Source organism: Enterobacter sp. KBR-315C3_2022, from assembly GCF_041399425.1.
GTDB lineage: Bacteria > Pseudomonadota > Gammaproteobacteria > Enterobacterales > Enterobacteriaceae > Enterobacter.
The window spans coordinates 91,303-105,235 of sequence record NZ_JBGKEB010000015.1 but is presented as its reverse complement, the minus strand read 5'-3'; the positions used below and the strand labels follow the sequence as shown (position 1 = coordinate 105,235).

The following is a 13,933-nucleotide window of genomic DNA, read 5'->3' as shown; positions in this document are numbered from 1 at the left end:
CCGGGGGGCGCCCCCCCCCCCCCCCACACCCCTCTTCACACACACCCCACCACACCACCCTGCCGCCCCCCTGCCCCCCCCCCCCGCGCCGGCGCCCCCCCCCCCCCCCCCCCCCCCCGGGAGGTATTAGCTGAACAGCGAGTAGAAAATAGCGGAGATGGCAATCAGACCCATCACGACAACGAACACGTTGCTGATATGACCGCTGTACTTACGCATCGCCGGCACTTTCTGAATCGCGTACATCGGCATCAGGAACAGAATCATCGCGATAACCGGGCCGCCCAGGGTTTCAATCATGCCCAGGATGCTTGGGTTCAGGGTCGCTACCGCCCAGGTGGTGAGCAGCATGAACAGCGCAGTGATTTTGTTCAGCTTGTTGATTTCAATGCTCTTGCCTTTACCGCGCAGAGATTTAATCACCATACCGTTGAAGCCTTCACGCGCGCCCAGGTAATGGCCCAGGAAGGATTTGGTGATAGCGATAATCGCGATAATTGGCGCCATCCACGCAATAATCGGTGCGTTAAAGTGGTTCGCCAGGTAAGACAGAATGGAGATGTTCTGCTCTTTCGCTGCTGCCAGGTCCGCCGGGGACAGGCTCAGCACGCAGCTGAAGACGAAGAACATAACGGTCAGAACCATCATCACGTGCGCACGGGCAAGAATGCTGGAACATTTTTTCTCAGCGCCCTGGCCGTATTCTTCACGCTTCGCAACCGCGAAGGAGGAGATGATAGGGGAGTGGTTAAAGGAGAACACCATCACAGGGATCGCCAGCCACAGGGTCATCCACAGGCCGTTACCGGTTGCTGACGCGCTGCTTAATGAGAGGGTTTCCAGCGCTGCGCCGTTCCAGTTAGGAATCAGGTAGCAGGCCAGCACCATCAGCGCGATAACGAACGGGAATACCAGTACGCTCATCGCTTTTACGATCATCTGCTCGCCGAAGCGAACGATGGTCATCATGCCCACGATCAGGATCAGCGACAGAATGGCGCGCGGTGGCGGCGTGATCTGCAGCTGGTGGGTCATGAAGCTTTCAACGGTGTTGGTAATCGCTACGCTGTACACCAGCAGGATTGGGTAAATCGCGAAGAAGTAGAGCAGGGTGATCAGCTTGCCTGCGCCTACGCCAAAGTGTTCTTCAACCACTTCGGTGATGTCTTCGCCCGGATTTTTACCGGACAGCACGAAGCGGGTCAGGCCACGGTGTGCGAAGAAGGTCATCGGGAAGGCGATAATCGCCATGATGATCAGCGGGATCAGGCCGCCGACGCCTGCGTTGATAGGAAGGAACAGTACACCAGCGCCGATTGCCGTGCCGTACAGGCCAAGCATCCACATGGTATCCGTTTTGCGCCAACCGCTTCGGGAATCAATCGAAGCAACGGTGCTGGTTTGAGTGGTTTCCATCTATATCTCCTGGAGGAAGCAAATTGTCAGGTTTCTAGTCAAATCCGATGAAAAAGTGCCTGACGGTAATATGAAATTCGTTCAGTGACGGTTTTTTAATAATTTTTGCCCGTAACTATTGGCGGGCGGAAAGATACATTCTAGTTATGAATCCTTCAGTGATCGCGATCCCAAATGCAATAATCCACTTTTGATATGGATATATTTAGACCATTTATCTACTAAAAAAACGTCAAAGAGAATTTACGGGCGCGAAGGCTACCATTAACAACATGTAGCCTGGAAGGCTGCATTCTGAGATAGGCGCCTTTTGCTGTAAAAAAGCGGGTTTTTAGTGTTTTCTGACGGAGAATTTGGATTAAGGGCGATTATTTCCGGTTCGTCAGGAGAGGTAATCGTTTGCGTTTGGGCGAAGTTTGCATCTGATATAGAGGACGGCTATGAATGAGAACAGGAATAAAAAAGCCGGATAACGATCGTTCGTTATCCGGCCTGAGGCGATTTTTTTAGCCGTTACTTAATGATTTCGTAGCACGGTATATACGCTGAGCCCGGCAGCTTCATGCGGTGCTGAGCAACGAAGCCCTGCAGCATGTCGTCCATGCGGCGCATCATCTCTTGATCGCCGTGGATTTTGTACGGGCCAAACTCCTCGATGGCGCGAATGCCAACCTCTTTCACGTTGCCCGCGACGATCCCGGAGAAGGCGCGCCGCAGGTCGGCGGCCAGCACTTCGACCGGCTGATCGGGGTAAAGCTTGAGGTTCGCCATATTCTCGTGCGACGGCTCAAACGGGATCTGCAGATCCGGCGCAATGCGGATCGACCAGTTAAAGCTGTAGGCATCGCCCGTATCGCGGCGGTTCTCTTTCACCAGCGGCATGGCTTTCTTCATCTGGCGCGCCACTTCAGCCGCATCGTCAATGATGATGTGATAGTGGCGGCGGGCCGCTTCGCCCAGCGTATGCACGATGAACTCGTCCAGCACGCGGAAGTAGTCGGCGCTCTCTTTCGGCCCGGTCAGGATCAGCGGCAGGACCTGATCTTTGTTGGCCGGGTTCATCAGAATACCCAGCAGATAGAGCAGCTCTTCCGCCGTTCCCACGCCGCCCGGGAAGATGATGATCCCATGGGCGATGCGGACAAACGCTTCAAGGCGTTTTTCGATGTCCGGCATGATGATCAGCTCGTTGACCAGCGGGTTCGGCGGTTCGGCCGCGATGATCGACGGTTCGGTCATGCCGATAAAGCGCCCCTCTTTGTAACGCTGCTGCGCGTGGCCGACGGCGGCACCCTTCATCGGCGCCTCCATCGCACCCGGACCGCAGCCGGTACAAATGTTCAGCTCGCGCAGCCCGAGATGCGTCCCCACGCGGCGCGCGTACAGGTATTCCGTTTCGTTAATGGAGTGACCGCCCCAGCACACGACCATATTCGGCGCTTCGCCGACGTGCAGGGCGCGGGCGTTACGCAGGATAGAGAATACCAGGTTGGTAATGTGGACAGAGCTTTCAAGATCCAGATGCTGGAAGCGCCCGGCGTTATGAATTTGTCCGTTAACAAACAGGATGTCGCGCAGCACGGCAAACAGGTTGGCCTGCAGCGAGCGGATAATGCGCCCGTCAACGAAGGCGTCTTCCGGCGGGTTGATCACCTCAAGCTTCACGCCGCGCTCCCGGCGCAGCACGTTGATGTCAAAGCTTTCGAAGCGGGACAGCAGCTCTTTGCTGTTGTCGGTCAGGCTTCCGGAGTTCAGGACGGCAAGTGAACAGTTGCGAAACAGTTGATAGAGATCGCTGCTGGCCGTGCGTTTAAGCATGTCCACTTCCAGCTGCGACAACATATCCATTGAGCCCAGCGGGCTAATATGTGTAATCAAGTGAGCTCCTTACGGGACGAAAATCGTCTTTCCCTGTTGATTACAATAGCCCTGGCTTATGACGTTTCACAACTATAAGCGCGGAATAGACCGCGCATATTGTGAAAATATTTATATTACTGGCGCACCAGGCGGCCCGTTGCGGGCACAAAGTCGGTGTTGGTCCGCCACGGGTTGATGTCTAAACCCCCGCGGCGGGTGTAGCGCGCGTACACGCTCAGCTTTTCCGGCTGGCAGAAACGCTGGATGTCGTTAAAGATGCGCTCCACGCACTGTTCGTGAAATTCGTTATGGTGGCGGAATGACACCAGATAGCGCAGCAGCTTCTCGCGGTCGATCTGCGGGCCGCGGTACTGGATCTGCACGGAGCCCCAGTCGGGCTGGTGGGTGATCAGGCAGTTGGACTTCAGCAGGTGGCTGACCAGCGTCTCTTCCACCACCTTGCCGCCCGCGGCGTTTTCAAGGTAGTCGGTGCTGAACTCATAGCTGTCCACCTCAATGTCCAGATCGTCGATGCAGGTCCCGCTGAAGTGGGCGATCGGCTGACCTTCCAGCTCGTGCAGGCGGTACAGTGACACGGAGACATCCCCCTGCGCGCAGGCGCGTAAATCCTGCTCCAGCGTGCGCTGGACGTCGTCCCAGCTGCTGAATTTCGTCTGGTTAAAGCTGTTGAGATAGAGCTTGAAGCTTTTCGACTCCACCAGGTTAATGCTGGCGTGATCCAGCTCTACGTGGCCGACGGCGACCTGCGGCAGGCCGCGCGCGTTAAGCCAGGAGAGCTCGTACAGCGTCCAGATATCGCCGCCGACAAACGGCAGCGCGTCGGCGTGCAGGCCCAGCGGATCGCGGTTAAGGCTGCGCGGAACGCCCTGAAGCAGCGAGGCATCGTAGGTGTCGCGGTAATCGGTCGATTTACCCAGCGTTAAGCCCGTTAACGCCTGATGATTTTCGTAAGACATGTTTCATAGCCACTTTGCAGGTACACTTATGGGCTGAGTTTATCCTGTCTTACAAGAAGAGAGAAATCGGTGGATATCGAAACTGCAAATGCCCTGACGAACTTCACGACCCGCTACTGCGATGCGTGGCATGAAAAACAGGGAACGTGGCCGCAAAGTGCTGAATTACATGGTGTGCCTTCGCCGTGCATTGTCTCTTCCCTGGACGATAGCGTTATCTGGCAGCCCAAGCCCTTTACGGACGAGCAGAATGTAAATGCGGTTGAACGCGCAATGGACCTTGTGGTACAACCAGCGGTTCACGCGTTTTATACCACCCAGTTTGCCGGTGATATGCCCGCGCGTTTTGCAGGATTAGCGCTCACGCTGCTGCAAACCTGGAGTGAAGACGATCTCCAGCGCGTTCAGGAGAACCTGATTGGTCACCTGGTCACGCAAAAACGCCTTAAGCTTTCACCGACGCTCTTTATCGCCACGCTCGACAGCGAGCTGGACGTCATTTCCGTCTGCAATCTGTCAGGTGAAGTGGTTAAAGAGACCATTGGTACCCGCAATCGCGACGTGCTCGCTCCCTCTCTTGCGGATTTCCTCACTCAACTTGAGCCCCTTCTGTAATCCAGGATGCCATCAGGCGTGTGAGAGATCTCTTACAAGGTTTGTAGGAGATCGACGTCACTTTCAGTATTGCCTTAATATTTTTAGAATTTAATAACCATAAATATTAGTAAGTTAACTGATTATGAGGCCGTCAAATGGCCTTTCTTAAGGCTTACACCACGAATAAGGTGGGTTGTAAGACGAAGCGGAATAGAGGATTATTTCTCCGTCGACAGGAAGCCGACACGAAAAACGAACATCAGGATGATGACGTTTTTCACACAGGACACGTCAGGAAGGCGCTGCAGGAAGGCTTCAGGATGAAGCAAAGAGGATAACGCAGGACGCGTAAGGGACACCTCCAGGAAGGAGAATGAGAGCCGGTCAGGATGGTCGGTGGGTCAGGAAGGCCAGGACGTTTCAGGATGAAACAATCACGTCAGGACGATGTGAGCAGGATGCAAAGGTTAACGGATGAACACGCCCTCGGGCGCAGGAAAAGTTGTCACGGACGAGCAGGGAGCACGAATTGTAGCTGGAATGCTGCGAAACGAACCGGGAGCACTGTTTATACAGTGCTCCCTTTTTTTATTTCTGCTTCCTGCAATGCTATGCTGCGCGCCGTTCAGATTTTCAGTTGAGGTTATCATGACGCATCACGAAAGCGTTCGTGCGCAGTTGCACGCCATCGAAGCCCTTCTTCGCCATCACCAGCTTTGGCAGGAAACCGCGCCGCATCCCGAAGCGTTCGCCAGTACGCAGCCATTTTGCCTCGACACCCTGGCACCGTTTGAGTGGCTGCAGTGGGTGTTAATCCCGCGCATGCACGCGCTGTTGGAGGGCGGTCACCCGCTGCCGCAGGCGTTCGCCGTTTCCCCCTATTATGAAATGGCGCTTGAGGAAAACCATCCCGCGCGCGAGGTCGTGCTCGTCGAGCTGGCTCGCCTGGACGCGCTTTTTGCCGGTGCCGGTGCATGACGATTGAAATCCTCTATCAGGACGAGTGGCTGGTGGCGGTGAATAAACCGTCGGGGTGGCTGGTGCACCGCAGCTGGCTCGATCGTGACGAGAAGGTGGTGGTGATGCAGACCGTACGCGACCAGATTGGTCAGCACGTCTTCACCGCCCACCGTCTCGACAGGCCGACCTCCGGCGTCCTGCTGATGGGGCTCTCAAGCGAAGCGGGCCGCCTGCTGTCGCAGCAGTTTGAACAGCATCAAATCCAAAAGCGCTATCACGCGATTGCGCGCGGCTGGCTGACGGACGCGGCCCGGCTTGACTACCCGCTGGTCGAAGAGCTGGACAAGATTGCGGATAAATTCGCCCGCGATGATAAAGGCCCGCAGCCCGCGGTCACAGACTATCGCGGTATGGCCACCGCGGAAATGCCGGTGGCGACCAGCAAATTTCCCACCACGCGCTACAGCCTGGTTGAGCTTCTGCCCAAAACCGGGCGCAAGCACCAGCTTCGCCGCCACCTCGCGCACCTTCGTCACCCGATTATCGGCGACAGCAAGCACGGCGATTTACGCCAGAACCGCAGTGCGGCAGAGCACTTTGGCCTTAACCGCCTGATGCTGCACGCCAGCGAACTGAGCCTGACGCACCCGTTCACCGGCAGGCCGCTGACCCTTCACGCAGGGCTGGACGACGTCTGGATGCAGGCGCTGTCACAGTTTGGCTGGCTGGGGCAACTCCCCGAAAATGAAAGGGTTGAGTTTGCGGCGGGCAACGTTCAGGATGAACGGCAACAGTAAAAATCAACGGAGCAAAGCATGGCTGAAGTGGGTATTTTTGTCGGCACGATGTACGGTAACTCGCTGCTGGTGGCGGAAGAAGCCGAAGCGATCCTCGCCAGTCAGGGCCATAAAGCCACGGTCTATGAAGATCCGGAGCTGGCCGACTGGGAAAAGTATCAGGACAAATTCATTCTGGTCGTGACGTCGACAACGGGGCAGGGCGATCTGCCGGATAGCATTGTCCCACTGTTCCAGGGCATTAAAGACCAGCTGGGCTACCAGCCCGACGTGCACTACGGGATCATCGCGCTCGGCGACAGCTCCTACGCTAACTTCTGCGGCGGCGGCAAGCAGTTCGACGCGCTCCTGCAGGAGCAGAGCGCCCAGCGCGTGGGTGAAATGCTGCTGATCGACGCCGGCGAACATCCGGAGCCTGAAAGCGAATCCAACCCGTGGGTTGAGCACTGGGCGACGCTCCTCAAATAACGTCTGGCCCGCCTGCGCGGGCCTGCACCACCCGCGCCAAACGCCAATTCCGTGAACCATCTTCCATCGCTTTGGGCTTATGCCCCAAACAACGTTCCACACTCCCTTCAATGTTGTGTTCCTGCACGGTGAGGGAGCCACGCCCCCTTACATATACTTTTCCCGTCACTATAAAACGGCACGTAGCCGTACCAAAACTGCCAACCGCTAACCTCTCATTCTGATTACCCTACAGGTGCTTTACAGAATGAACCAGGCGAAAGCTATGATTCAGGAGTGCATCAATGAGTACATTAAGCCAAGCGGCGAGCGGCGCTGAAAAGCGCACCAACGCTCGCTACTGGATTGTGGTGATGCTGTTTATCGTCACGTCCTTTAACTATGGGGACCGCGCAACGCTGTCGATTGCCGGTTCCGAGATGGCAAAAGATATCGGGCTCGATCCGGTCGGTATGGGTTATGTTTTCTCCGCATTTTCATGGGCCTATGTCATCGGCCAAATTCCTGGCGGCTGGCTGCTTGACCGCTTCGGCTCGAAGCGCGTCTACTTCTGGTCCATCTTTATCTGGTCGATGTTTACCCTGCTGCAGGGCTTTGTCGACATCTTTAGCGGCTTCGGCATTATCATTGCGCTCTTCACCCTGCGCTTCCTGGTGGGGCTGGCGGAAGCGCCTTCATTCCCCGGCAACAGTCGAATCGTCGCGGCCTGGTTCCCGGCGCAGGAGAGGGGAACGGCGGTCGCCATTTTTAACTCGGCACAATACTTCGCAACCGTCATCTTTGCACCGGTCATGGGCTGGCTGACGCATGAGGTGGGCTGGTCGCACGTCTTCTTCTTCATGGGCGGGCTGGGGATTGTCATCAGCTTTATCTGGCTTAAGGTGATCCACGAGCCGAATCAGCATCCCGGCGTCAACAAGAAAGAGCTGGAGTACATTGCCGAAGGCGGCGCGCTGATCAACATGGATCTGAAAACCGAAAAGGCCAAAGTGCCGTTCAGCCAGAAATGGGCGCAGATCAAGCAGCTCGTGGGCTCGCGCATGATGATCGGTATCTACCTTGGCCAGTACTGCATTAACGCCATGACCTACTTCTTCATCACCTGGTTCCCGGTCTATCTGGTGCAGGCGCGCGGCATGTCGATTCTGAAAGCGGGCTTTGTGGCCTCGGTTCCGGCCATCTGCGGTTTCGTCGGCGGCGTGCTGGGCGGCGTGATCTCCGACTGGCTGATGCGCCGTACCGGCTCGCTGAACATCGCCCGCAAAACGCCTATCGTGCTGGGCATGCTGCTCTCAATGTCCATGGTGTTCTGCAACTTCGTTAACGCCGAGTGGATGATTATCGGCTTTATGGCGATGGCGTTCTTCGGTAAGGGGATTGGCGCGCTGGGCTGGGCGGTGATGGCGGATACCGCGCCGAAGGAGATCAGCGGCCTGAGCGGCGGCCTGTTCAACATGTTCGGCAACATTTCCGGGATCGTGACGCCGATTGCCATCGGCTACATCGTCGGCACGACGGGCTCGTTCAACGGCGCGCTCATTTACGTGGGCGTCCACGCGCTGGTGGCCGTACTGAGCTACCTGGTGCTGGTGGGCGACATTAAGCGCGTCGAGCTTAAACCTGTTGCGGAGCGCGGATGATGACAACCCAATCAAGCCCGATCGTGACGGACATGAAGGTCATTCCGGTGGCCGGACAGGACAGCATGGTGCTCAATATCGGCGGCGCGCATAACGCCTGGTTTACCCGCAACATCGTGGTCCTCACCGACAGCGCTGGCCACACCGGCGTCGGCGAGGCGCCCGGCGGAGAGGTCATTTACCAGACGCTGGTGGATGCGATCCCGCAGGTCGTGGGGCAGGAGATTGCCCGCTTAAACAAGGTGGTTCAGCGGGTGCACAAGGGCAACCAGTCCGCAGACTTCGACACCTTCGGCAAAGGCGCCTGGACGTTCGAGCTGCGCGTCAACGCGGTGGCCGCGCTGGAAGCCGCGCTGCTCGATTTGCTGGGCAAAGCGCTAAACGTCCCGGTGTGTGAGCTGCTGGGGCCGGGCAAGCAGCGCGACGCGGTAACGGTGCTGGGCTATCTGTTCTACATCGGCGATCGCAATAAAACCGATCTGCCGTATCTGGCGCGCTCTCCCGGCAGCCATGAGTGGTATCACCTGCGTCACCAGGAAGCGCTGTCCAGCGAGGCGGTTGTCCGCCTGGCGGAGGCGGCGCAGGATCGCTACGGCTTTAAGGACTTTAAGCTGAAGGGCGGCGTGCTGCCGGGCGAACAGGAAATCGAAAGCGCCCACGCGCTGAAAAAACGCTTTCCGGAGGCGCGGATCACCGTCGATCCCAACGGCGCGTGGCTGCTGGATGAGGCCATCGCCCTGTGTAAAGGGATGGGCGACGTGCTGACCTACGCGGAAGATCCGTGCGGCGCCGAGCAGGGCTTCTCCGGCCGCGAGGTGATGGCCGAATTTCGCCGCGCCACCGGGCTGCCGGTCGCGACCAACATGATCGCCACCAACTGGCGCGAAATGGGCCACGCGGTGATGCTCAACGCGATGGATATCCCGCTGGCCGATCCGCACTTCTGGACGCTTTCAGGCGCGGTCCGCGTGGCGCAGCTCTGCGACGACTGGGGCCTGACCTGGGGCTGCCACTCCAATAACCATTTCGATATCTCGCTGGCGATGTTTACCCACGTAGGCGCGGCCGCGCCGGGTAATCCGACCGCCATCGATACCCACTGGATTTGGCAGGAGGGAGAAGCCCGTCTGACCAAAAATCCGCTGGAGATTAAAAACGGCACCATCGCCGTTCCGGATTCGCCGGGGCTGGGCGTAGAGCTTGACTGGGACCAGATCCATCAGGCGCATGAAGCCTATAAAAAACTGCCGGGTGGCGCACGTAACGATGCGGGCCCGATGCAGTACCTTATCCCTGGCTGGACATTTGACCGCAAGCGCCCTGTTTTTGGACGTCACTGATAAAAGGATTGAACCATGAGCACATTTTCCACTCCCGTCGTTACCTCCATGCAGATTGTGCCGGTTGCCGGACACGACAGCATGCTGATGAACCTGAGCGGAGCCCACGCGCCATTTTTCACCCGCAACATCGTTATCATTAAAGATAATTCCGGCCACACCGGCGTGGGGGAAATCCCCGGCGGCGAGAAGATCCGCAAGACCCTGGAAGAGGCGATTCCGCTGGTAGTCGGCAAAGCGCTGGGGGAATACAAAAATGTCCTGAACGCCGTGCGTAACACCTTTGCCGACCGCGACGCGGGCGGGCGCGGCCTGCAGACGTTCGATCTGCGCACCACCATCCACGTCGTGACCGGCATTGAGGCCGCGATGCTGGATCTGCTGGGCCAGCATCTGGGCGTTAACGTGGCCTCGCTGCTCGGCGAAGGCCAGCAGCGCAGCGAAGTAGAAATGCTGGGCTATCTGTTCTTCGTCGGCAACCGCAAGCAGACGCCGCTGCCGTATCAAAGCCAGCCGGACGAGGCGTGCGACTGGTATCGCATTCGCCACGACGAAGCCATGACCCCGGACGCGGTGGTGCGCCTCGCGGAAGCGGCTTACGAGAAATATGGCTTTAACGATTTCAAGCTGAAGGGCGGCGTGCTGGCCGGCGCGGAAGAGGCGGAAGCGGTTTCTGCCCTGGCAAAACGCTTCCCGCAGGCGCGCGTCACGCTGGATCCGAACGGGGCCTGGTCACTCGACGAAGCGATCGCCATTGGCAAGCAGCTGAAAGGCGTGCTGGCGTATGCGGAAGATCCGTGCGGTGCGGAGCAGGGCTTCTCCGGCCGCGAGGTGATGGCGGAGTTTCGCCGCGCCACCGGCCTGCCGACCGCCACCAACATGATTGCCACCGACTGGCGTCAGATGGGGCACACGCTCTCGCTTCAGTCGGTCGATATCCCGCTGGCGGACCCGCACTTCTGGACGATGCAGGGCTCGGTGCGCGTGGCGCAGATGTGCCACGAATTTGGCCTGACCTGGGGCTCACACTCCAACAACCACTTTGATATTTCGCTGGCGATGTTCACCCACGTCGCGGCCGCCGCGCCGGGCAACATTACCGCCATTGATACCCACTGGATTTGGCAGGAGGGAAATCAGCGCCTGACCAGGCAGCCGTTCGAAATTAAGGGCGGTATGGTTCAGGTTCCTTCTACGCCGGGTCTGGGCGTGGAGCTGGATATGGATCGGGTGATGCAGGCGCATGAACTGTATCAAAAACACGGCCTGGGGGCGCGCGATGATGCGCTTGCCATGCAGTATCTGATCCCTGACTGGACATTCGACAATAAGCGTCCGTGCATGGTACGCTAAAGGCATTGGGACCGCTCCCATGAGCGGTCGTTTTCCCTGATGTATGCTTAACAAAGTCAACATGCGTAAGGATGCTATATGAAACTCGTTATCGCACCGGATTCCTGGAAGGAAAGCTTGACCGCCCTTGAGGTGGCGACGGCTATTGAGGACGGTTTCCGTGAAGTTTGGCCTGATGCGGAATATGTGAAAATCCCGGTAGCCGATGGCGGGGAGGGAACGGTGGATGCCATGGTGGCGGCCACCTCCGGCGAGCGCGTGGAGGTAGAGGTTACGGGCCCGCTTGGAACGCGCATCCCCTCATTTTATGGCATCTCCGGCGATAAGCAGAGCGCCTTTATTGAGATGGCGGCCGCCAGCGGTCTGGAGCTTGTTCCTGCTTCAGCGCGTAACCCGCTGAACACGACCTCGTGGGGAACGGGCGAGCTGATCCGCCACGCGCTGGACGCGGGCGTCAACCATATCATCATCGGTATCGGCGGCAGCGCCACCAACGACGGCGGCGCGGGCATGGTGCAGGCGCTGGGCGCGAAGCTGCTGAACGACCGGGCGCAGCCGCTTGGCTACGGTGGCGGGGAGCTGGCCACGCTGGCGCAGATCGATCTTAGCGAGCTGGACGCGCGCCTGGCGGAATGCCGCATTGAGGTGGCCTGCGATGTCAGCAACCCCTTAACCGGGCCTGAAGGGGCCACAGCGGTGTTCGGGCCGCAAAAAGGGGCAACCGCCGAGATGGTCACCGCGCTGGATGACGCGCTGGGGCATTATGCAAAGATCATTGCCCGGGATCTGGATATCGACGTGCTCTCTCTAGCGGGGGGCGGAGCGGCGGGCGGAATGGGCGCGGCGCTTTACGCCTTCTGCGGCGCGACGCTGCGCCAGGGCATTGAAATCGTGACCGACGCCCTGCGTCTGGATGAACAGGTTGCCGACGCTGACATCGTGATAACCGGTGAAGGCCGCATCGACAGTCAGACCATTCACGGCAAAGTGCCCGTGGGCGTGGCGAAGGTGGCAAAACGCTACAACAAGCCGGTGATCGGCATCGCGGGCAGCCTGACGGCAGACGTCGGCGTGGTCCATCAACACGGTATCGACGCGGTATTTAGCGTGCTTTACAGCATCTGCTCCCTTGAAGACGCGCTGGGGAATGCCCAGGCGAACCTGCGCATGGCCGCGCGGAATATCGCGGCGGTGCTGAAGGTTGGGAAAGGGTTGTAGGGGAATTCCCCTCACCCCGGCCCTTATGTCTTGATCTTCTCCACTCAGGTGGAGAAGATCCCCGACTGATCATCGGGAGGTTACCGGTGAGCATCACCCGGCCCTGGTGCCCCTGAGCCCGCGGGAGAGATTATGCCCCGGTAACCTGTTTCCCTGTCGCCTCAAGACCGAACGGTATCCTGTGCCCCGAGCACCCACATATAAGGATGGTCCGGCGATATTATTCATAAGGTTACGGAGTGCCATCATGAATCTTGTCCCCGTCGGCGTTGATATCGCCAAACTTAAATTTGATGTTGCTGTCCTGCTGCCAAATCAGAAGTACAAAACCAAAAAATTCGCCAACACGCCTGCCGGATGCCGTGAGTTCCTTAACTGGCTGACTCGCTTTGGCGACTGCCATATCTGCATGGAAGCCACGGGCTGCTACAGCACTGAGCTGGCCACACTGCTGGCCGATAACGGCTGCTGCGTCAGTCTCGAAAACCCGGCGCGTATACACGCATTTGGCAACACGGAACTGACCCGCAACAAAACCGACAAAAGCGATGCGGCGCTGATAGCCCGTTACTGCGCTCTGTATCAGCCCGCCCCCTGGCATCCAGCTCCGCTGAGCGAGCGGCAGCTGACGGCTCTGGTGCGCCATCTGCGTAACCTGGAGGAAATGCGTCAGATGGAGGTGAACCGCCTTGAGGCAGCCGATGACGTTATCGTTCCCTCCCTGAACGAGCACGTCGCGATGCTGGACGAACTGATTGAAGAAACGCGGAAGAAAATCAACCGTCACATCGATGATAACCCGGACCTGAAGCGGGACAGGGCATTGCTGAAAAGTATCCCCGGGATAGGTGACATGCTGAGCGTGAGTCTGCTGGCGTTCGCGGGAAACCTGCGAAGGTTCAGCGACAGCAAGGCACTGGTGGCGTATGCGGGCCTGAACCCACGTCGGAGCGAGTCAGGAATGTGGAAAGGGAAAAGCAGGCTGTCAAAAGTGGGTCACGCGGAACTGCGCAGCGTGCTGTATATGCCAGCGATAGTGGCGGGAAGATGTAATGAAGTGGTGAAAAAGTTGATGGGGAGGCTGGCAGCGAGAGGGAAGACAGGAAAAGAACGCGTGTGCGCGGGAATGCGAAAACTGCTGCAACTGGCGTATGGAGTGGTGAAATCCGGGCGCGAATTTAATGCTGAAATACCGCTTGCCGGATAACCGGCAAGACGGTATCTCCCCAAAGGGGCGAGGGGGTAAAGACGGCTCGGTGCAGTCCCCTCACCCCCAAGGGGGGGGGGGTTTGGGGGTGGGGGGGGGC

12 protein-coding genes are annotated in these 13,933 nt (G+C 58.2%); 9 read left to right on the top strand and 3 right to left on the bottom strand.

All coding sequences use genetic code 11. The features are described 5' to 3' along the window. Positions 1 to 126 precede the first annotated feature (126 nt). The 3 genes from AB8804_RS16285 to queF form a co-directional block, all read right to left on the bottom strand. Positions 127 to 1,416 carry an HAAAP family serine/threonine permease gene (locus AB8804_RS16285; RefSeq protein ID WP_371187955.1) on the bottom strand — a complete coding sequence of 430 codons (1,290 nt, stop codon included), beginning with the start codon at positions 1,414 to 1,416 and terminating at the stop codon, positions 127 to 129. Positions 1,417 to 1,929: 513 nt separating this feature from the next. Continuing rightward, positions 1,930 to 3,294: a nucleotide 5'-monophosphate nucleosidase PpnN gene (ppnN, locus tag AB8804_RS16280; RefSeq protein WP_371187953.1), complete on the bottom strand. Its 1,365-nt coding sequence runs from the start codon at positions 3,292 to 3,294 to the stop codon at positions 1,930 to 1,932. A gap of 116 nt (positions 3,295 to 3,410) precedes the next feature. Further along, on the bottom strand, positions 3,411 to 4,253 hold the full coding sequence (queF, locus tag AB8804_RS16275; RefSeq protein WP_371187951.1) for an NADPH-dependent 7-cyano-7-deazaguanine reductase QueF: 843 nt from the start codon (positions 4,251 to 4,253) through the stop codon (positions 3,411 to 3,413). 69 nt (positions 4,254 to 4,322) lie between these two features. On the opposite strand from queF, the gene syd reads away from it, so the two are divergent. The 9 genes from syd (at position 4,323) to AB8804_RS16230 (ending at position 13,833) form a co-directional block, all read left to right on the top strand. After that, positions 4,323 to 4,868 carry a SecY-interacting protein gene (gene syd, locus AB8804_RS16270; RefSeq protein ID WP_371187949.1) on the top strand — a complete coding sequence of 182 codons (546 nt, stop codon included), beginning with the start codon at positions 4,323 to 4,325 and terminating at the stop codon, positions 4,866 to 4,868. A 630-nt stretch (positions 4,869 to 5,498) separates the two neighbouring features. Continuing rightward, positions 5,499 to 5,828, top strand: a complete 330-nt coding sequence (locus AB8804_RS16265; RefSeq protein ID WP_371187947.1) for a YqcC family protein — start codon at positions 5,499 to 5,501, stop codon at positions 5,826 to 5,828. Further along, the gene (gene truC, locus AB8804_RS16260; protein ID WP_371187945.1) at positions 5,825 to 6,607 is read left to right on the top strand and encodes a tRNA pseudouridine(65) synthase TruC; all 783 of its coding nucleotides are present in this window, start codon (positions 5,825 to 5,827) and stop codon (positions 6,605 to 6,607) included. The genes AB8804_RS16265 and truC overlap by 4 nt, the downstream gene beginning before the upstream one ends. Before the next feature lie 18 nt (positions 6,608 to 6,625). Continuing rightward, complete coding sequence (locus AB8804_RS16255) at positions 6,626 to 7,075, top strand: flavodoxin (RefSeq protein WP_371187943.1); 450 nt, start codon at positions 6,626 to 6,628, stop codon at positions 7,073 to 7,075. Positions 7,076 to 7,359: 284 nt separating this feature from the next. Continuing rightward, a complete protein-coding gene (locus tag AB8804_RS16250; RefSeq protein ID WP_371187941.1) occupies positions 7,360 to 8,715 on the top strand; it encodes an MFS transporter in 1,356 nt (451 codons plus the stop codon). Further along, complete coding sequence (locus tag AB8804_RS16245) at positions 8,715 to 10,055, top strand: enolase C-terminal domain-like protein (RefSeq protein ID WP_371187961.1); 1,341 nt, start codon at positions 8,715 to 8,717, stop codon at positions 10,053 to 10,055. Before AB8804_RS16250 ends, AB8804_RS16245 begins: the two co-directional genes overlap by 1 nt. 15 nt (positions 10,056 to 10,070) lie before the next feature. Continuing rightward, entirely contained in the window at positions 10,071 to 11,408 is a 1,338-nt protein-coding gene (gudD, locus tag AB8804_RS16240) for a glucarate dehydratase (protein ID WP_371187939.1), read from the top strand. Between the two features lie 78 nt (positions 11,409 to 11,486). Beyond that, positions 11,487 to 12,626: a glycerate kinase gene (locus AB8804_RS16235; RefSeq protein WP_371187937.1), complete on the top strand. Its 1,140-nt coding sequence runs from the start codon at positions 11,487 to 11,489 to the stop codon at positions 12,624 to 12,626. Between the two features lie 247 nt (positions 12,627 to 12,873). Beyond that, positions 12,874 to 13,833 carry an IS110 family transposase gene (locus AB8804_RS16230; protein ID WP_371187935.1) on the top strand — a complete coding sequence of 320 codons (960 nt, stop codon included), beginning with the start codon at positions 12,874 to 12,876 and terminating at the stop codon, positions 13,831 to 13,833. Positions 13,834 to 13,933 lie beyond the last annotated feature (100 nt).

Bases quoted from the DNA above. Each gene is read 5' to 3' on its own strand.
- AB8804_RS16285 (WP_371187955.1), bottom strand. From the start codon at position 1,416: ATGGAAACCACTCAAACCAGCACCGTTGCTTCGATTGATTCCCGAAGC.
- queF (WP_371187951.1), bottom strand. From the start codon at position 4,253: ATGTCTTACGAAAATCATCAGGCGTTAACGGGCTTAACGCTGGGTAAA.
- AB8804_RS16265 (WP_371187947.1), top strand. From the start codon at position 5,499: ATGACGCATCACGAAAGCGTTCGTGCGCAGTTGCACGCCATCGAAGCC.
- truC (WP_371187945.1), top strand. From the start codon at position 5,825: ATGACGATTGAAATCCTCTATCAGGACGAGTGGCTGGTGGCGGTGAAT.
- AB8804_RS16255 (WP_371187943.1), top strand. From the start codon at position 6,626: ATGGCTGAAGTGGGTATTTTTGTCGGCACGATGTACGGTAACTCGCTG.
- AB8804_RS16250 (WP_371187941.1), top strand. From the start codon at position 7,360: ATGAGTACATTAAGCCAAGCGGCGAGCGGCGCTGAAAAGCGCACCAAC.
- AB8804_RS16245 (WP_371187961.1), top strand. From the start codon at position 8,715: ATGACAACCCAATCAAGCCCGATCGTGACGGACATGAAGGTCATTCCG.
- gudD (WP_371187939.1), top strand. From the start codon at position 10,071: ATGAGCACATTTTCCACTCCCGTCGTTACCTCCATGCAGATTGTGCCG.
- AB8804_RS16235 (WP_371187937.1), top strand. From the start codon at position 11,487: ATGAAACTCGTTATCGCACCGGATTCCTGGAAGGAAAGCTTGACCGCC.
- AB8804_RS16230 (WP_371187935.1), top strand. From the start codon at position 12,874: ATGAATCTTGTCCCCGTCGGCGTTGATATCGCCAAACTTAAATTTGAT.